Origin of the sequence: Streptomyces sichuanensis, from assembly GCF_020328095.1 — a bacterium.
GTDB classification, from domain to species: Bacteria; Actinomycetota; Actinomycetes; order Streptomycetales; family Streptomycetaceae; genus Streptomyces; species Streptomyces cinnamoneus.
In genome coordinates this window covers 1-16,902 of sequence record NZ_JAIXMK010000131.1, presented here as the reverse complement: position 1 = coordinate 16,902, position 16,902 = coordinate 1, and the positions used below count along the sequence as shown (strand labels likewise).

General features: G+C 70.7%; 16 protein-coding genes, 1 tRNA gene and 1 pseudogene. 6 read left to right on the top strand and 12 right to left on the bottom strand.

Annotated features, from left to right (window positions below; all coding sequences use genetic code 11):
- Nucleotides 1-92: 92 nt before the first annotated feature.
- Nucleotides 93-1,049, bottom strand: a pseudogene (locus LE181_RS27330) (bifunctional MaoC family dehydratase N-terminal/OB-fold nucleic acid binding domain-containing protein); the annotation flags it as partial.
- A 245-nt stretch (nt 1,050-1,294) separates the two neighbouring features.
- The gene (locus LE181_RS27325; protein ID WP_225664173.1) at nt 1,295-1,606 is read right to left on the bottom strand and encodes a hypothetical protein; all 312 of its coding nucleotides are present in this window, start codon (nt 1,604-1,606) and stop codon (nt 1,295-1,297) included.
- A gap of 509 nt (nt 1,607-2,115) precedes the next feature.
- Between LE181_RS27325 and LE181_RS27320 the strand changes: the two genes are divergently transcribed.
- The 4 genes from LE181_RS27320 (at nt 2,116) to LE181_RS27305 (ending at nt 5,198) form a co-directional block, all read left to right on the top strand.
- Complete coding sequence (locus LE181_RS27320) at nt 2,116-2,775, top strand: GGDEF domain-containing protein (protein ID WP_225664172.1); 660 nt, start codon at nt 2,116-2,118, stop codon at nt 2,773-2,775.
- 436 nt (nt 2,776-3,211) lie between these two features.
- A complete protein-coding gene (locus LE181_RS27315) occupies nt 3,212-4,138 on the top strand; it encodes an SGNH/GDSL hydrolase family protein (protein WP_225664171.1) in 927 nt (308 codons plus the stop codon).
- A gap of 107 nt (nt 4,139-4,245) precedes the next feature.
- Nucleotides 4,246-4,926 (top strand): HNH endonuclease family protein, encoded by a 681-nt coding sequence (locus LE181_RS27310; protein ID WP_372458512.1) that lies wholly within the window; start codon nt 4,246-4,248, stop codon nt 4,924-4,926.
- Nucleotides 4,923-5,198 carry a hypothetical protein gene (locus tag LE181_RS27305; RefSeq protein WP_225664183.1) on the top strand — a complete coding sequence of 92 codons (276 nt, stop codon included), beginning with the start codon at nt 4,923-4,925 and terminating at the stop codon, nt 5,196-5,198. Before LE181_RS27310 ends, LE181_RS27305 begins: the two co-directional genes overlap by 4 nt.
- 18 nt (nt 5,199-5,216) lie before the next feature.
- Here LE181_RS27305 and LE181_RS27300 read toward each other — a convergent pair whose 3' ends face one another.
- The 4 genes from LE181_RS27300 to LE181_RS27285 form a co-directional block, all read right to left on the bottom strand.
- Complete coding sequence (locus LE181_RS27300; RefSeq protein WP_225664170.1) at nt 5,217-6,317, bottom strand: alpha/beta hydrolase; 1,101 nt, start codon at nt 6,315-6,317, stop codon at nt 5,217-5,219.
- A gap of 238 nt (nt 6,318-6,555) precedes the next feature.
- The gene (locus LE181_RS27295; protein WP_225664169.1) at nt 6,556-7,647 is read right to left on the bottom strand and encodes an ALF repeat-containing protein; all 1,092 of its coding nucleotides are present in this window, start codon (nt 7,645-7,647) and stop codon (nt 6,556-6,558) included.
- 113 nt (nt 7,648-7,760) lie between these two features.
- On the bottom strand, nt 7,761-8,675 hold the full coding sequence (locus LE181_RS32535) for a CAP domain-containing protein (protein ID WP_225664168.1): 915 nt from the start codon (nt 8,673-8,675) through the stop codon (nt 7,761-7,763).
- 304 nt (nt 8,676-8,979) lie between these two features.
- Complete coding sequence (locus tag LE181_RS27285; RefSeq protein ID WP_225664167.1) at nt 8,980-9,474, bottom strand: NUDIX domain-containing protein; 495 nt, start codon at nt 9,472-9,474, stop codon at nt 8,980-8,982.
- Nucleotides 9,475-9,551: 77 nt separating this feature from the next.
- Between LE181_RS27285 and LE181_RS27280 the strand changes: the two genes are divergently transcribed.
- Complete coding sequence (locus tag LE181_RS27280; RefSeq protein WP_225664166.1) at nt 9,552-10,427, top strand: glycosyltransferase family 2 protein; 876 nt, start codon at nt 9,552-9,554, stop codon at nt 10,425-10,427.
- Between the two features lie 7 nt (nt 10,428-10,434).
- Here the strand turns inward: LE181_RS27280 and LE181_RS27275 are convergent, their stop codons facing one another.
- The 4 genes from LE181_RS27275 to LE181_RS27260 form a co-directional block, all read right to left on the bottom strand.
- Nucleotides 10,435-11,499: an NAD-dependent epimerase/dehydratase family protein gene (locus tag LE181_RS27275; RefSeq protein WP_225664165.1), complete on the bottom strand. Its 1,065-nt coding sequence runs from the start codon at nt 11,497-11,499 to the stop codon at nt 10,435-10,437.
- 92 nt (nt 11,500-11,591) lie between these two features.
- Complete coding sequence (locus LE181_RS27270; protein ID WP_225664164.1) at nt 11,592-11,768, bottom strand: hypothetical protein; 177 nt, start codon at nt 11,766-11,768, stop codon at nt 11,592-11,594.
- Complete coding sequence (locus LE181_RS27265) at nt 11,765-12,070, bottom strand: hypothetical protein (protein ID WP_225664163.1); 306 nt, start codon at nt 12,068-12,070, stop codon at nt 11,765-11,767. The genes LE181_RS27270 and LE181_RS27265 overlap by 4 nt, the downstream gene beginning before the upstream one ends.
- 182 nt (nt 12,071-12,252) lie before the next feature.
- Complete coding sequence (locus tag LE181_RS27260) at nt 12,253-13,482, bottom strand: helix-turn-helix domain-containing protein (RefSeq protein ID WP_225664162.1); 1,230 nt, start codon at nt 13,480-13,482, stop codon at nt 12,253-12,255.
- A 993-nt stretch (nt 13,483-14,475) separates the two neighbouring features.
- Here LE181_RS27260 and LE181_RS27255 point away from each other — a divergent pair.
- The gene (locus tag LE181_RS27255) at nt 14,476-15,378 is read left to right on the top strand and encodes a pentapeptide repeat-containing protein (RefSeq protein WP_225664161.1); all 903 of its coding nucleotides are present in this window, start codon (nt 14,476-14,478) and stop codon (nt 15,376-15,378) included.
- A 184-nt stretch (nt 15,379-15,562) separates the two neighbouring features.
- Here LE181_RS27255 and LE181_RS27250 read toward each other — a convergent pair.
- Both LE181_RS27250 and LE181_RS27245 read right to left on the bottom strand, forming a co-directional pair.
- Nucleotides 15,563-15,649: transfer RNA gene (locus tag LE181_RS27250), tRNA-Ser, on the bottom strand.
- A 55-nt stretch (nt 15,650-15,704) separates the two neighbouring features.
- On the bottom strand, nt 15,705-16,902 hold a 1,198-nt coding region (locus LE181_RS27245), incomplete at its 5' end, for a S1C family serine protease (RefSeq protein ID WP_225664160.1).

Sequence of the window (16,902 nt, the reverse complement as noted above, 5' to 3'; positions counted from 1 at the left end):
GGGCCGGCGGGGGCCCGGCCGGCGGGGGACGAGCTGCCGGGTGACCGGCTGTCGGAGGGCCGGCTCGTGCGGGGGGTCTCCTCCGCCGGGCCGGCCGCCCGGAAGACGGGCAGGTCCTGGCCGTCCACCCGGACGAAGTCCAGGGAGACCGGCATCCCGATGCGCACCCGGTCCGGCGGCACGCCGGTGACGTTGCTGATCATCCGTACGCCCTCGGCGAGTTCGATCAGCCCGACCGCGTAGGGGCCGTCGAAACCCGGCGCGAGCGGATGGTGCATGACGACGTACGAGTGGACGGTGCCGTTCCCGCTCGCCGGGACGGCCGTCCACCGCGGGCTGCCACACGCCCCGCACCCCGGCAGCCAGGGAAAACGCAGCCGCTCGCAGGCATCGCACCGCTGGATCAGCAGCCGGTGCCCGGCGACGCCCTCCCAGAAGGCGGCGTTGTCGCGGTTGACGACGGGGCGGGGACGCGCGGCGCCGGCGGGACGCGCGGCGGCGGGGGGCTTGGGGGACGGGGGCTTGGAGGACGGAACGTACTTGAGGATCCGGAAGCGATGGATGCCGGCGAGCTCGCCGTCGGCCCGGATCTCGGTGCGGGTGGTGACGAAGTGACCGGCGCCGAGCCGGGTCTCCTTGCGCGGCGTCACGGATTCGATCACCCCGTCGAAGGTGATCACGTCGCCGGGCCGCAGCGGCCGTACGTACTCCTGCTCGCAGTCGGTGGCGACGACGGCCGTGCAGCCGGCCTCGTCGAGCAGCGCGAGCAGCGCGCCGTACGCGGCCGCCCGGCCGGCCGCACCACCGCCGAGGCCGCCCATCGTCCACGCCTGCAGCATGGTGGGCGGGGCGACCGGGCCGGCTCCCGCGTAGGCGGAGCCGGAGTCGCCCATGGCCTCGCACCAGTGCCGGATCATGGGGGCGTTGACGGGGTCGGGGCCGCGCCCGGAGAGGGCGGGCCGGCCTTCGTACGCCTTGAGCCGCTCGTACAGGTCGCTCACCGGGACTCCTCGTACGGGGCGGGCGCGGACGGGCATGCGGGCGGGCATGCGGACGGCGGGACACGGCACGGCAGAGTACATATCTGACTGTCCGTCAGCTTCACAGGGGAGTCAAGACCTGCACGAGGCGTCGGCACCCGGCACCCTGCACGCACAAAGCCGCGCGGCGGCACCTGAGTGCCGCCGCGCGGTTCGTACGACCCAGTCCACTCTCACCATGTCTCCCCGGCGCGCCCCGGGGGGCGGGGGCGCTCGACGGGGCGCGCCGGGGGCTCCCCGGCGTCAGCCGCCGCTCACCACAGGTTGGTGAAGGTGATGCGGACGTTGTCCTGGCGGATCGCCGTATGTCCGTGGCCGATGACGCTCGCGGTATTCGCCTGGTTCGTCGCTCCGGTGCCGGTGGCCTGCTGCAGCGTCGTGGTGCTGTTGCCGTAATTCTTCCCCCCGACGCCGCTCCCCACGATCCCGGCGGCGGCCGCGTTCGACCCCCGGTTGGCGAGCTGGCCGCCGTCGTCGGCCTGGGCCACGCCGGCGAAGAGCAGGGCGACCATCGGGAGCGCCGCGAGGGCGGCGAAGACGCGGGCGGCAGTGCGGGTGCTTGCCATGTCGATTCCTCCACTGGACTACGAACTACGGGACTTCGCCAGGGGGTTGGCCGACCGCCTTGGCGCTTCGTTTCGACGTCGCGCCTCCAGATTTGCCCACCGAATCTCCACCGAACCCCCCGTCTGTCCTCATTCCCTCGCAAGCATGACACCTCGCCCTTAAACCCCAGCCACTCCCAAAAGAGGCGTATCGGGGCCCACTCGGCACCCTCCCGCCCCCTGCGCACCAGGCGACGAACCGTTTCAGCAGAAACCCGGCCCGCGCCGCCCGCTCAGCCGGTCACCCGTGGACTTCGCGACTTCCGGGCCGTCACCCCCGCTCCCGCCCACCGGAAACGGGGACGTCCTGCATGACGGCCCGGTCCACCGCCCGGACCCGCCCGGCACCGCCGGGGGGACCACGGCGCGATCGGGCCGCTGCTCGGCCGGGTCGCGGAGACCGGTTGTCTCACACGGCCCATTCCCCTCATGAGCAACAGAAGTTGCCCGGAATCACAGGAAGGTGCTCGATGAACCTCATACTCCAGGCCCTGCCCATCGCCGCCCCGACCGCCGGCTGGGCCGTCCACGCCTGCTTCCTGGGCCGCCGTCTGCGCAGCGCCCGCACCGACCGCCTCACGGGGCTGATGCGGCGCGAGGAGTTCACCGCCCGGGCGCCGCGCGCCCTGCGCCACCCGCACGCCGCGGTCCTGCTGCTGGACCTCAACGGCTTCAAGCAGATCAACGACACGCACGGGCACGAGGTGGGCGACCAGGTCATCGCGGCCGTGGGCCGGCGACTCGCCCAGTGGTCCCGGGAGCGCGGCGGCTTCGCCGCGCGGCTGGGCGGCGACGAGTTCACCGCCCTGGTCCGGCTCGCCCCGGAGGCCGACGCGGACGCCGAGATGACGTACCTGTCGGCCCGGCTGTCGGCGCCCCTGGACACCGGCCGCGTGACCCTGGCCCCGCGCGCCTCGATCGGCCTGTGTCACACCGGCCACCGGCCGGGCGCCGGCCTCTCGGACCTGCTGCGCGGCGCGGACGAGGCCATGTACGCGGCGAAGCGGTGCGGCGACCACTGGCGCCCCGCCGGAGCCACCGATGCCCACCGCACCGCTCACGTCCGCCGTTCCGGGCGGCCGGGCCAGCATCTGACCCTGCTCACGCCGGTGTGGCGGAAGGCGTCGTAGTGGCTGCCCCGGCTGTCCCCAAACAGCCGCGGCGTGCCGGGCGGCTGGCCACCGCCCGGCGTACGACCCCCACGGGGCCGGAAGCGGCCCCACCGGCGGGCACCTCGGCCGAGGCGTACGCCGGTTTTGATCGATCTTGAAATGGAGGCTACCGAGCGCCCGGCCGGTGCCGGAAGTGCCCGGAGGGCCCCAGGACGCCCCTGATGCCGGACCGGGTCGGCCCGGTGAAGTCCGTGACACAAGCGGAACGTTTCTCCGCTTCGGGCCGCCCGGCGACGTCAAGCCCGGCCCACCGGACGCGGAGGTCCGGTATCCGGTCACATGTACGGCGCATAGCGGACAGTCGATTGACGGGCCCTCCTGCGGCGCAAAAGCCTGTTCCCGCGACCCACGCCCCCACCGGCAACCGGCACCACCGACGCAAGGAGGGAACCCCATGCCCCGCACCAGCCGGACCACCACCCGATGGGCCGTCTCCGCCCTGGGCGCCATGGCCGCACTGGCGACCACCGTCGCCACCCCCGCGAGCGCCGCCGCGAACACCACGGCGGCGGAAGCGGCCCCGCGCGCAGGCCACTACGTCGCCCTCGGCGACTCCTTCACCGCCGGCCCCGGCATCCCCCGCCAGACCGACGAGCGGTGCGGCCGTTCCAGCGCCAACTACCCCTCCCTCGTCCGCGCCGACCTGGGCATCACGAGCTTCACGGACGTCAGTTGCGACGGCGCGTCGACCGTTCACATGGAGCAGCGACAGCGGGCGACGGGCAAGGCGCCGCAGCTCGACGCGCTCCACCGCAACACCCGCCTGGTCACCCTCGGCATCGGCGGCAACGACATCGGCCTGGGCGAGGTCTTCGCCCGCTGCTTCCGCCCTGCCGGCGGCGAGGTCCCCCGGGACAACCCCTGCCAGCGCTTCTACCACCGCAACGGCACCGACGAACTCGACCGGCGCATCGAGGCCACCGCGCCGAAGGTCGCCGCGGTCCTGAAGGCCGTCCACGAGCGGGCCCCTCGCGCCCGCGTGGCGGTCGTCGGCTACCCGGCGCTGATCGGCGACGACGTCGAGGGGTGCCGCGCCTCGCTCCGCATCGCCGACGGCGACATCCCCTACGTGCGCGGCACCCTGCGCCGCCTCAACGCGATGCTGCGCCGCGAGGCCACGGCGCAGGGCCACCTCTACGTCAACACGCACGCGACGACCGCCGGCCACGACGCCTGCCGCCCGTTCGCGGACCGTTACGTCGAGGGCCTCACCACCCGGCCGCGCACCCGCCCGGCGGCACCGCTGCACCCCAACGCCGCCGGCGAGCGGGCGATGGCGAGGGCGGTGGCCGACGCGCTGGTGTTCGACCCCGCCCACTGACCGGCCCACACCACCACGGAAAGGTCAATCAGGGCATTTGCGGCACGCCCTGATCCGGGTGACGCTCCGAGGCAGGCGGACCGGCACCCGGTATCCGTTGCCCTGTGATCAGACGTAACCGGTGGCGCCTCGCCACCACTGCAGCCACCGCCCTGTTCCTGTCCGCCGTCACCACGACGACGGCCGTGCCCGCCGTCCCGGCAGCCCCCGCCGGAGTGCATCCACTCCGGCGGGACATGCCGGAGCCGCCGGCGTCGGACGTCGCGCGGGAGGAACTGGCCGGTCTCACCGTCGAGGCGGCGCACTCCATGAACGGCTACAGCCGAGCGAAGTTCCCGCACTGGATCAAGCAGATGGGCAACTGCGACACCCGTGAGGTCGTCCTGGCCCGCGACGGCAAGGACGTGCGCACCGACAGCGAGTGCCGCGCCGTCTCCGGCCAGTGGACCAGCGCCTACGACGGCAGGCAGCTGAACGCGGCGGGACAGGTGGACATCGACCACATGGTCCCCCTCGCCAACGCCTGGCGCTCCGGCGCCGACAAGTGGGACACCGACAAGCGCAAGGCGTTCGCCAACGACCTGAGCCACTCCCAGCTGATCGCGGTGTCGGCCTCGTCCAACCGCAGCAAGGGCGACCAGAGCCCCGACCAGTGGCGGCCGCCGCTGACTTCGTACTGGTGCACCTACTCCCGCGCCTGGACGCACGTGAAGCACCTCTACAACCTGAGTGTCACCCAGCCCGAACAGGAGGTGCTCAACACCATGCTGGACACGTGCGACCAATGAGCGGCGAACGCCTCGTGGACGAGGTCACGGCGGGCCCGGGCGGGGTGATGACCGACGACGTCGGCGTCATCACCGGCGACCTCACGGTCGCCACCATCGCCCTGCCCGGCAACAGCCGGGCCCGCATCCACGTCCAGTACACCGGGGCGGAGGAGTGGTACGTGCTGACCGGGAGCCCGGTCGGGATCCCGGCCGGGGGCCTGGGGGCGCTCCACGACGCCGTCCTGGAACGCGTGCGCGGCGGGGGCGGGGCCGGGGCGCCGGGCGGCTGACCCGGCCCCCGGGGTTCCTCAGGAGGAGGGGGTCGGCCCCTCGATGTGCTCGCTGATCCACTGGAGGGGGCCCTCACCGAGGTTCGGGGCGTACGTGGCACCGTCGTGCTTGCCGCCCTCGATCACCTTGAGGTTGGTGTGGACCGGCCCCTTGCCGTAGGTGGCGATGAACTTCCGGACGTCGGGCAGCGTGTGCTTGTTGCTCTCCCGGGTGCCGACCTGGAAGGCGAGGTAGACGTCCGGCCCCTTGGCGGCGATCAGCTGCTTGGCGAGCACCTCGGGGTTGTTCTCCGCCTTCTCCTTCTCGTGCCCGTTCCACAGCGGGGAGTCGGGGACGACGTCCGGCCCGTTGGCGATGACGGCCTTGAACTTGTCCGGGTGCTTCAGCACGGCCTTCAGACCGGCGAACCCGCCGGTGGAGGAGCCCATGAACGCCCAGCCGTCACGCGACTTCAGCGTGCGGAAGTTGGCCCGCATCAGGTCGGGGACGTCCTCGGTCAGCCACGTGCCCATCTTGGGCTGGCCCGGGATGTCACTGCCGTCCCAGTAGATGCCCTTGTCGTCCGGGCCGGGGTTCAGCACGGGCATGGCCAGCAGGAACGGCTTGCTCCGGCCCTCCTTGTACCACTTGGCCATGTTCTCTTCGAAGTTGAAGCCCGCCCACCAGTAGTTGGTGCCGTAGCCGGGACCGCCCGGCAGGGCGATCATGACGGGGAAGCCGCTGTTCTTGTACTTCGGGTCGTCGGTGTACTCCTTGGGGGCCCAGACCCACACCTTGCCCTTGAAGCCGGACTTCTTGCCGTCGAGCATGACGACGCTGACGTGGCTGCCGTCCGCCAGCGTCCGCGCGTTCTTGAACGCCGCCTCCGGCCCGGTCGGCATCAGCACCTTGGAGTCCGCGGGCTGCTGCGCGGCGCCGCCGCCCTTCCCCTTCTCGACCTTGCCGTAGCTGACGGGGGCGCCCTTGTCGGTGAAGGGGGGTATCTCGAAGTAGCTCATCACCTGCCAGGCGATCACCCCGAGCACGGCGAGGCACGCCACGACGACGGCCCACCGCTTGCCGCGCGACCGCGGACGCCGCCCCGTGGGCGGCTGGGTACCGGATGGTGAGTACGTCATCGTCATCGTCGTCGCTCCGGGGCGCATCAGGGTGGCTGTGCCCTGGTGGATGCGGAGCGGACGGCCGGGCGTTCCCGGCGCAACGGTGAAAAACCCCACAGGGGCGGAAGGGAGCCGAAGGGGCGGCAGGGCCCTCACGGGGGCGGTGAGGGGAGGGCTGCGAGCGACGCGGTGCGCCCCGGCCGAGCCGGGCGGGGGCGCACCTCAGGTCCACCGCTGACCGGGTTCAGCGCTCGGATCAGCGCTCCGCGGAGGTGCGGCGGCGGGACACGACGACCATGCCCGCGCCCGCGCTCAGGGCGGCGACGGTGCCGGCGGCGGCCCACGTCGCGCCGGAGCCGGCGCCGGTGGCGGCGAGCTGCGTGCCGCCGACGGCGGCGGTCGCGGCCCGGGTGAGGGCGTGGTTCGCGGTGGCCGCGGTCACCGTGCCGCCCTGCCCGGCGACGGCGGCCTGCGCCCGGCCACCGGTGGACTGCCCCGCACCGCTCGGGGCCGCCTTGTCCGCCCCGGACTTCTTCGCGGCCGCTTCCTCGTCGGCCTTCTTCTTGGCCGCGGCCTCCGCGTCGGCCTTGTCCTTGGCACGGGCCTCCTGCTCGCCGGTGGCGAAGAAGTGCGCGAGCGCCCCGTCGCCGCCCCTCAGCGCCTTGTGCAGGGCGGCCTTCAGGGCGGGACCGGCCCCGTCGAGCATCCGGCCGGCACGGATCCGGTCTTCCACCAGGGCCTCGAAGTGCCCCGTCTCCAGGAAGCGCTGAACGTCCTCGTAGTTGCCGCTCCGCAGTGCCTCGATGCCGGCTGCCCGCACGGCGGGGCTGCCGCTGTTGATGATCTGGGAGACCCGCACCTCGTCGTCATCCCGGCGCTCCTCGTACTGGCCGGTCTCCAGGAAGCGGCGCAGGTCCTCAGGGGTCCCCCGCAGCGCCTTGTCCGCCGCTTCCCGGACGCCCGGGCCGGTCTTCTTGTCGGCCAGGAGCTTGAGAGCGGCGAGGCGGTTGTCCTCGTCCTCCTGGGGCGAGACCGGCTTCTTGGCCGGGGTCTGCGCATGCGTTCCGGCAGGCGTCTTCGGCGTCTCCGCCGTCGCCGCGGCCGCGCTGCCGCCCTTGACCGCAGGCTTCTCCACGGGCTTCGCCGCGGCGTCCGGCACGGCCGGCGCGGGAACGGGAGCGTCCGCCTTCTTCGCCGGAGCCTCGGCCGACGGGGCGTCACCCGCCTTGTCGGGGACGGACGTACCGGCGACGGGGGCACCGTCGGCGGCGAACGCCGGCGAGGAGAGGAGAACGGCCGGCGCGAGCGCAGCAGCCGCGACGATGGCCGGGACCCGGGTCAACTTCATGGCGGAAAACCACTTTTCCTAGGAAAACCAGAAACTCCCACCCATGCTAGGGCCATGCAGTGACAGAGAGTGAGCCGCCCCCTGCGGTCCGCAGGGGGCGGCGCCGCGCGACGTCAGGAAGAGGCGCCGAAGTTCTGCGTCCACCAGGGGCCGTTCGCGCTGAAGTTGATGCCCACGCCTATCTCCTTGAAGGCGCAGTTCAGGATGTTGGCGCGGTGGCCGGAGCTCTTCATCCAGCCGTCCATCGCCGTACGGGCGTCCTTGGGGCTCTTGAAGATGTTCTCGCCGTACGTGCTCCAGCGGTAGCCGGCCGCGGTCATGCGGTCGCCGGGGCTCTTGCCCTCGGGGCTGGTGTGGGCGTAGTAGTCGCGGGCGGCCATGTCGTCGGAGTGCCCCTGGGCCGCCGCCTGCAGCTTGGCGTTGACGGTGACGGGCGAGCAGCCGGCCCGTGCGCGCTCGGCGTTGACCATGTCGACGACCTGCTGGACGTGCGAGCCGTTCTTCCCGCCGGCGGGGGCGCCGGCGGCGGGCGCCTGACGGTTCGTGGTGGTGGACGCGGACGTGGAGTCGTTCCCGGACTTCTCCCCGCCCTTGGCTCCGGAGCCGCCCCCGGCCCCCTTCCCGGAGTCGCTCCCGGCACCGGCGGACCGCTGAGCGCCGGAGCCCTTACCGGCCTCGGTCGCGGTCGCCGTCGCACTCGCCGTCGGGGACGCACTGCGCGGCGAGGCGCTCGGCGCCGCGGACGCGGCGGCGGAGGGAGCGGCCGCCCCCTCGGACGGCGGCACCCCGGGCAGACCCGGCGCACGGTCGGCCGCCCGCGCGGTGGACACCTCGGCGGCCGCGCCGGTGTCACCCCCGCCACCACCCATCGACTGGGCCACGCCGTAGCCGCCACCCACGACGGCCATCACGGCGACCGCCCCCGACAGCACGACCGCCCGGCGCGGACGCCTGCCACGGCGCCGCCGGGAACGACGACCCCCCTCGGGGGTCAGGTCGAACGTCGAGGTCTCGGACTCACGGTTCACGCGGATCACTTCCGGTTCTGTCTGCTGAGTACGGGTCCAACACTCAGGAGACGCCGGGCACGGAAGCGGATAACAAAAAAGTGGTCGTCGCCGGACAACCCGTCAGGCGCGGCGGGCGGCCCGCCCACGCAAAAAGGGGCGCCCCGAACCTGGGGCACCCCTTCTGACCAGCGGTCACGCTGGTTTCGGCGGAGGCTGAGGGATTTGAACCCTCGGTGACATCGCTGCCACGACGGTTTTCAAGAGGGTTGTGGGTGCGGGAGGATCATGGCCCTGACCTGCATAGACGGCGCCCTGATTCAGCTCATCGGCGGTCCGTGGTCCACGCCTGGTCCACACACGATCTTTTGCCAGAACGGAACGCCTTCATCGCCGCCACCGCCCCCATCTCGCGCTCATGCTGGTCGATCACAGACGCCGCCCAAGGGGCCATGACCAACCGGGGAACCATGGCAGCAGGGAACCAGTGCAGCATCACGCCCTCGGTCAGGGCAAGCTCGCTCACGTCGCCGTCCCAGTGCCCCTGGAACACCGTGGCCTCCCCCGGCCGGCCGTCCGGCCCGTGCAAGGACACCACGGTGTATCGCCTGAGATCGGGCACGACGAGACCGGCTTCCTCCTTCAGTTCCCGGGCGATGGCGTCCTCGGGGGTCTCGTGGTCGCTGTCACGGTTCCCTCCGAGGAAGGACCAAGTACCCGGATCGCAGATCCCGGCGATGTTGTCGCGTAGGTGCAACAGGTAGTCGCCCCGTGCATTGACGATCAGTGCTGCCGTGCCTTTCGGCTCCTGACTGGTCACGATGTCCCTTCGCCCGGCTGTGGCCTGTGAGCCGCTAGCATCGCGGAACCATCCGGCGGAGGAGGGAGCGTTCACCCGTGCGTCACCCGCGCGTAGGCGTCGCCATCTTGACGATGGGCAACCGGCCGCAAGAGCTGCAAGCGCTGCTGGACTCGGTCGCCAAGCAGGACGTCGCCCCAACCCGCGTGGTGGTGGTCGGCAACGGGTCTCCCCTGCCGCCCCTGCCCCACGGTGTGACGGGCATCGAGCTGCCCGACAACTTGGGCGTCTCCGGCGGGCGCAATGTGGCCTTGCGGGCGCTGCAAGAGGCCGGAGACGTGGACGTTGTCGTAGACCTGGACGACGACGGACTCTTGATCAGCCCGGATGTCTTCAGCCGAATCGAGACACTGTACGAGCGGGACAGCCGTCTGGGCATCGTCAGCTTCCGGATCGCCGACGAGACGGGCCACACCCAGCGCCGGCACGTCCCGCGTCTGCGAGCATCCGACCCGATGCGTCGGGGCCTGGTGACCACGTTCCTGGGCGGTGGGCACGCCCTGTCGATGCCGATGCTGAACCGGATCGGCGGGTGGCCGGAAGAATTCTTCTACGCCCACGAGGAGACCGACCTGGCTTGGCGGGCCCTGGACGCCGGATGGAAGGTCCTCTACGAGCCCGCGCTCGTCCTTCAGCACCCGCGCACACTGCCCACCCGCCACGCGGTCTATCACCGGATGGTCGCCCGTAACCGCGTCTGGCTGGCCAAGCGCCACCTGCCCGCCGTCCTGGCGCCCGTCTACCTCGCGGTATGGACCTTGCTCACGCTCGCCCGCACACGCTCCCTCAGCGGGCTCAGGGCCTGGGCAGGCGGCTTCCGGGAAGGGCTCCGAACGCCATGCGGGCGGCGCCAGCCGATCAGATGGGCCACGGTGTGGCGCATGACCAGGCTGGGCCGCCCGCCGATCATCTAGACGTTGCTCACGCCGTCCGCACGCTGGAGGAGGATGCCAACTGTCGCATCCATTCCGGCGTGGCCTCCGGTCGCTCGTTGATCCACTTCACGTAGCGGTCGACACCGTCCTCCATGGTGATCTGCGGGCGCCACCCGAGAGCCCGGCGCATGCGGCGGGTGTCCGCGTACCCGCCCATTGGATCGCCGGCGGGAAGGGGGCGCTCGACGAGTTCGGCGTCCGGGTAGTGCATGAGGATGCGGTCGGCGATGCTGCGGATCGTCGTCGGCCGTCCGGTTCCGATGTTCAGCACCTGGCCACCGGCGTCCGGGGCGTTCAGGGCCATGATGGTGCCGGCCGCGATGTCGTCCACGTGGACGAAGTCGCGTACCTGGTGGCCTCCGCCGTTGAGCTCCAACGGCAGCCCGAGGCTGGCACGCAGGGCCAGCCAGGCGACCACCCAGGAGTGGGATCCCTGCTTCACGGTCTGCGGCTCCCCGTACACGCTGAAGTACCGCACCACGGAGTACGACACCTGTGCAGCCTCCATGGTGATCTTCACCTGGTGCTCGCCCCAGAGCTTCGTGTTCCCGTACACCGACAGGGGCGACGTGACATCGTCCTCGCTGAACTGCACCGGCTCACCCAGCTCCACCAAACGACCGTTGCCGTAGACGCTGGCCGAGGAGGTAAAGCACAGGCGCTTGATACGGCCGGACCGGGCCACCTCATCGAGCAGCACCTGCGTTCCGTAGACGTTGGTCCGCAGTGCCTCGCGGGGTTCGCGGGTGCAGGCGGCGACATCGGCCATGGCGGCGGCGTGGATGACGTAGTCGGACTGGCCGATGACGTGCCGCATCAGGGCGCGGTCGGACACATCCCCGACCACGGTGTCCGGATGACGGGTGTCGATGCCGAACAGGTCCGAGTAGACCTCGCTCGGGTAGGCGTCGAGCTTGCCGACAGCGATCACGCGGGCCCCGGCGGCCCGGAGCTGAACGGCGATTCGGCTCCCGATGAGCCCTCCGCCGCCGGTGACGGCGACGGTTGCCCCGTCGAACTTGGCCAAGGGATCGGACAGCTTGGATGTCACGGGTGTCTCCCTCTTCGAAAGTGGTGTGTCTTCGAGCGCGCTTGCCGACGACGTGCTGCGGCGCAGCTGCCGCCGGCTCGTGGATGGAGCGGTCAAGCGGCAGTCGGGTCGGCGTCCGGCAGGGACACGATGGGCGCGGCGTGGTGGCTCAGGTCCCGGTCCACGGTCACGCCGAGGCCGACCAGCGTTCCGGCCGTGCCGAGAGCCCATAACCAGGCCATCGCGGTCCCCAAGGGGTCGATGACGATGCGGCGCTTGCGGCGGCTCACGGGGCATTCACCCCTTCGTGGCGAACCGCCCATGCCTCCAGCTGATCGGCGTACGAACTCAGCTCGTCGTAGCTGACGACCAGGATCATCTCCTCGGACGTCCCGTCCTCGTGATGCAGCACGATCGGCAGGGCACCCTGCGCGGCACGGGGGTCGTACGAGAGCCTTCCTGCCGGGGTGGCGTGGGTGACCGTGTAGGCGGGGCGCAGGGTGGAGGCGTCAGCGAGGGCCGACCATTCGTTGCCCCCGTTGGGGGGCCGTAGGTGGTACGTCAGGCAGGAGACGTCATCGGGAACGCTCACGACAACGCCGTTTCGGCCGCGCGCCATGTCGTAGGCGAGATCGCCGAGTTGGGGAGTCCAGACGGGGGCCGCGTGGTGTAACACGCGACGCCTGGCTTGGTCTTGCTCGGTGCGTCGTCCGGTCATGCCCCGGAAGGTAGGAGCCTTCCGGGGCACGAATATGAGCCGGAGGAATACGACCCCTATCCGTCCAGGTGGAAGCGGTCGGACATCCTGATGAGCTTCTCGCGAGTGGCGGTGCGCTCGGCGTACACGATCTTCCGGAGCGTGGCGCGTGCGATCGGGTGGTTACGGATGAGCTGGGGCGCGATGCGCTCGGCCTTCTCCAGCTCCGCTACAGCCTTGTCCCGGTTGCCGTCCCACAGCCAGGCACGGGCCACGTCCATGTGGTGGTGGCTGCGGCGGGAGTTCGGCAGGCGCTCGAGCACAGCCACATCCGCACGCCGGTTTATGGCCAGGGCCTTGGTCTGGTCACCCATCTCCAAAGCGACGCTGATGGAGTGGACCTCCACATTGCCGGCGGAGAAGGTCAGCGAGTGCCGGTCGTACACGGGCGCGCCGACGTACGCGTCTACCCGTTCACTGGCCGCCCGCGCGTGGCCAATGCGGTCCTCCGTCTCCCGCTGATTGCCGGCCCTAGCGGCCGAGACAGCAGCCCGCAGTTGCAGCGTCCCCCACAACCGCAGGGCGAGGGGATCGCCCTCGTCGTACTCGCTCTGGACGCTGCGCAGCGCCTTGTCTGACAAAGCCAGAGCGTCGCTCCAATCCGCGGTGGCCCACATGTCCCAGACGCGCATCCAGTCTGCGACGGCCGGCATCAGGGGGTCGCCGGAGAGCTGCGCCGACCACGCGGCGCGTTCGCACGCCATGGCAACCAACTCGGGGTGCCCCAGGGCGTGAGCCGCTGTGTGCGCGAACTTGCAGCACACGGCGTAGACGGCGAATGCCTCTTCCCGTTCGTGGCCAGCTGAGACCTCGGCGAGAGCACGGGCCTCACGGAACAGATCCGGCAGGCACCGCAGGATTGCGACGTTCGCCGCCGCATCACGCAACCGGTGCAGCCGCTTCATGTCCTGCCACAGCACCACCGACGATCGCGGCGTCCCGTCGAAGACCGGCGCCAGGTCGTAGCGGCGCAACTCCCGAAGAATCGAGGCAGCAGCGACCTGCCATTGATTCTCGGCCGGTGAGCTGCTGTACGGGCGCCCTATGAGGTCGTTGGGGTGGATGTGCAGCTCGGAGGCAACTTGGTTGAGCAGCCCGACCCTGTCCAGCTCGATCAGGCCCCGCTCCATCTTCGACACCCAGCCCTGCGACTTCCCCAGAGCGGCTGCGAGATCGGCCTGCGGCATGCCCAGCCGGAGACGGGCTCGGCGAGCGCGGCGGCCAATCTCCTCAGCTTCCTCCAACATCAGCGCACCTCCCGGCCCGCCGATGCGGGAGGGTGCCAGCAGCATTCATGGGTTCGGGGGCAAGGCATCGTGGCTCCGTCCGGTCCGCGTCATGCTCGTACTTCGAACGGTACCGACGCCGCGTGTCGCGGGGTAAGTGACTACTTGCTGCCGCCTACTCCGCCACCCGACGAAAGGCCCCCTACGACGGTCACCACAGCCAGTCAGCCACGACGCGCCCTCACTGTGACGAGCACCCGCCACGTGTGGCTCCGGCAACCACCCACCGGCATCGGCCACGCTATCCATCCCCGTCACGGCCTGCACCCTCGCCGGCCGTTGCGCTGTTCGCATGCCTGATCCCACCCCTGGCGGCTGTCGGCATCCCCGGTGTCAGACACGCAAACTAGGCAGCTCGGAGCTCTGAAGGTGCATGCGCCTGAAGTGGTAGCTGCGCGGCGGCCTTCGGCAGTGTCGGCCTGGAGGTGTTGCCGCCGGGCGGTCCGAGGTGCTTCCGGGGCCTGGTCGTCGCGCTCGGTTGGGCTTTGCGCGCTGAGTGGCGGGGGGCCGCCGCAGCGGGGCGGTAGACAGGAGCGGCGGCGGCCACGGGCCGCCAGCGCGCGGCGGCACGCGCGAGCGGGCCGCCCTTGGCAACAAGCCAACGAACAGATCGAGAAGGCCCTCATGGACGAGAGCGAATCAGCCCAATAGCCCCGCTGCCCTGGTCACGTCGCTAGGTCGCTGGGCAAACCAGCCTCGCTGATGGATCTTTGTCCGTTCGAGGTAGCCACCGTCCGGAGGGCTTACGCGGTTTCTCTCCCTGTTAGATGGCCTCCGGCAACCGGGCAACCGCCGTCCGGCATGTACAGAGTCATGCCACCCGCACACGCCCGGCGTCGGGCCCGAGTACGCCGCAATCGGAATCTACGACGGTACGGCTCGGCGCTCCTCGCGCTACTCGCTACCTTCGCATTATTCGTCGGCCTGCCTTGGCTTGTTTGGCAGGGGCCGTACTTGCTCGATGCGAAGTACATCAACGAGTCCACTGTGGGCGATGGCGCTGGTTCAGCCGCCCTCGTCACCGGCTTGCGCACCGCTCTGGTGGCCTGTGTCGCGGCCATCGGCGCCGCGCTAGCTCTCGTGTACACCGCTCGCAACTACCGACTCACCCGACGCGGACAGGTCACCGAGCGGTTCACCAAAGCGCTTGAGCGCCTTGGGTCCGATGAGATCTACGTACGCATTGGCGGGGTCTTGGCGATGGAGCAAATCGTGCAGGATGCCCCCGAGCAGGCAACTCACGCAGCTCAGGTGCTCGGACACTTCGTACGCGAACGCACCCGCGAAGCTCCTCTAAAGAGCCCCGAGGCGGACGTACAGGCGACGCTGACCGCCTTAACCCGACCCGGCTCCCGCAGCCTCGTCGACGAGCACGAGTATCTCGACCTCCGCAATCTGCGCCTCGCCTGGGCGAATCTGTCCGGTGCGGACCTCACCGAAGCCAGGCTCTCCCGTGCAGACCTCACCTCCGCCGACCTGCGCGGAGCAGACCTCAATCACGCCTGGCTGACAACCACGATCCTTATCGGTGCCGATATGTCCGACGCGGACCTCACCCACGTCAGCCTTGTGGGCGCGAACCTCACAGGCGCCGACCTGCGCGGAGCAAACCTCTCAGGTGCCCATCTGGCGACCTCGAGCCTCACAGGTGCCGACCTCACCGGCGCCAATCTCACAGGGGCAAACCTGGCGGGCGCCGACCTCACCGGTACCAATCTGAACCGTGCAAATCTTGCCTGTGCGGACCTCACCGAGGCCAAAGGAGCGACCACCAATCAGGTCTGTCGCGCACACGTCGTCGACTCAACTCGGTTGCCACCTGACATCGAGGCAGCGGTGCGCCCTCCTGCCGACTGACGACGCTGGGCAACCGCCTCACGCAGCCCTCCAGCGATCAACCCAGGCAGATTGGTCCACGCCTGGTCCACACACACTGGTCAACGGCGTGACAAGGGTGGATCAAGGTGAGACAGGCCCCATGCGAAAGGGGCGCCCCACAACCTGGGGCACCCCTTCTGACCAGCGGTCACGCTGGTTTCGGCGGAGGCTGAGGGATTTGAACCCTCGGTGACATCGCTGCCACGACGGTTTTCAAGACCGTTCCCTTAGGCCGCTCGGGCAAGCCTCCCCGCGTCGCAGCTCGTGGTGCGGCGCGGGAACAGCCTACCGGGTCGCTGTGGACGTCAGTTGTCGCCCTTGCGCTCGCCCAGGACGATGTCGACGGTGTTCTGCTTGCCGTCGCGGGTGTAGGTGAGGGTCACCTTGTCGCCCGGCTTGTGGGTCCAGATCTCGCTGATCAGGGTGGGGCCGCTGTCGATCTGGGTGTCGCCCAGCTTGGTGATGACGTCGCCCGGCTTGAGGCCGGCCTTGTCGGCCGGGCCGCCGGGGGTGACGGCCGGGGTGCCGTTGGCGCCGCTGGGGGCGATCTTGGCGCCGCCGCCGGAGTCCTTCATGTTCACCGTGGCCGAGATGACGGGGTAGATCGGCGTGCGGTTCTTGATCAGCTGTTCGGCGACGTTCTTCGCCTGGTTGATGGGGATCGCGAAGCCCAGGCCGATGCTGCCGGACTGGCCCTGGCCGCCGCCGAGTCCGCCGCCGTTGCCCGCGGACTGGATGGCGGAGTTGACGCCGATGACCGCGCCCTGGGCGTTGAGCAGCGGGCCGCCGGAGTTGCCCGGGTTGATCGAGGCGTCCGTCTGCAGGGCGCTCATGTACGAGGACTGGCCGCTGCCGCCGCCGTCACTGGAGGCCACCGGGCGCTTCTTGGCGCTCACGATGCCGGTCGTGACCGTTCCGGACAGGCCGAAGGGCGCGCCGATCGCGATCGTCGCGTCGCCGACCGCCGTCTTGTCCGAGTTGCCGAGCGGAAGCGGGCTGAGCTTCGCGCCGGAAGGGTTCTTCAGCTTGATGACCGCGACGTCGTAGCCCTGCGCGCGGCCGACCACCTCGGCGGCGTACTGCTTGCCGTCGGAGAACGTCACCGACAGCTTGCCGCTCTCGGCGGCCGACGCGACGACGTGGTTGTTGGTGAGGATGTGGCCCTGGGTGTCGTAGACGAAGCCGGTGCCGGTGCCGCCCTCACCGCTGCCGCTCTGGGCCTCGATCGTCACGACGCTCGGCAGCGCCTTGCTCGCGATGTCCGCGACCGAACCCGGGGAGCGGCTCTCCGTCTTCGGGTCGCCGGACGACGAGACCGTCGTGGAATTGTCGCTTCCGTTTCTATCGGCCACCCAGAAGCCGATGCTGCCGCCGACGCCGCCCGCGACGAGCGCCGCCGCGAGCACCGCCGCCACCAGACCGCCGGCGCGCTTGCGCGGCGGCGGGGTGGGGGCACCCCACATCGCGACCGGAGCGCCCGGCCCGCCCGCCGAGCCGGCCGGG

Coding starts and splice junctions, on each gene's coding strand:
- LE181_RS27295 (WP_225664169.1), bottom strand. CDS start 7,647: ATGAAGTTGACCCGGGTCCCGGCCATCGTCGCGGCTGCTGCGCTCGCG.
- LE181_RS27300 (WP_225664170.1), bottom strand. CDS start 6,317: ATGACGTACTCACCATCCGGTACCCAGCCGCCCACGGGGCGGCGTCCG.
- LE181_RS27260 (WP_225664162.1), bottom strand. CDS start 13,482: ATGTTGGAGGAAGCTGAGGAGATTGGCCGCCGCGCTCGCCGAGCCCGT.
- LE181_RS27325 (WP_225664173.1), bottom strand. CDS start 1,606: ATGGCAAGCACCCGCACTGCCGCCCGCGTCTTCGCCGCCCTCGCGGCG.
- LE181_RS27320 (WP_225664172.1), top strand. CDS start 2,116: ATGAACCTCATACTCCAGGCCCTGCCCATCGCCGCCCCGACCGCCGGC.
- LE181_RS27315 (WP_225664171.1), top strand. CDS start 3,212: ATGCCCCGCACCAGCCGGACCACCACCCGATGGGCCGTCTCCGCCCTG.
- LE181_RS27305 (WP_225664183.1), top strand. CDS start 4,923: ATGAGCGGCGAACGCCTCGTGGACGAGGTCACGGCGGGCCCGGGCGGG.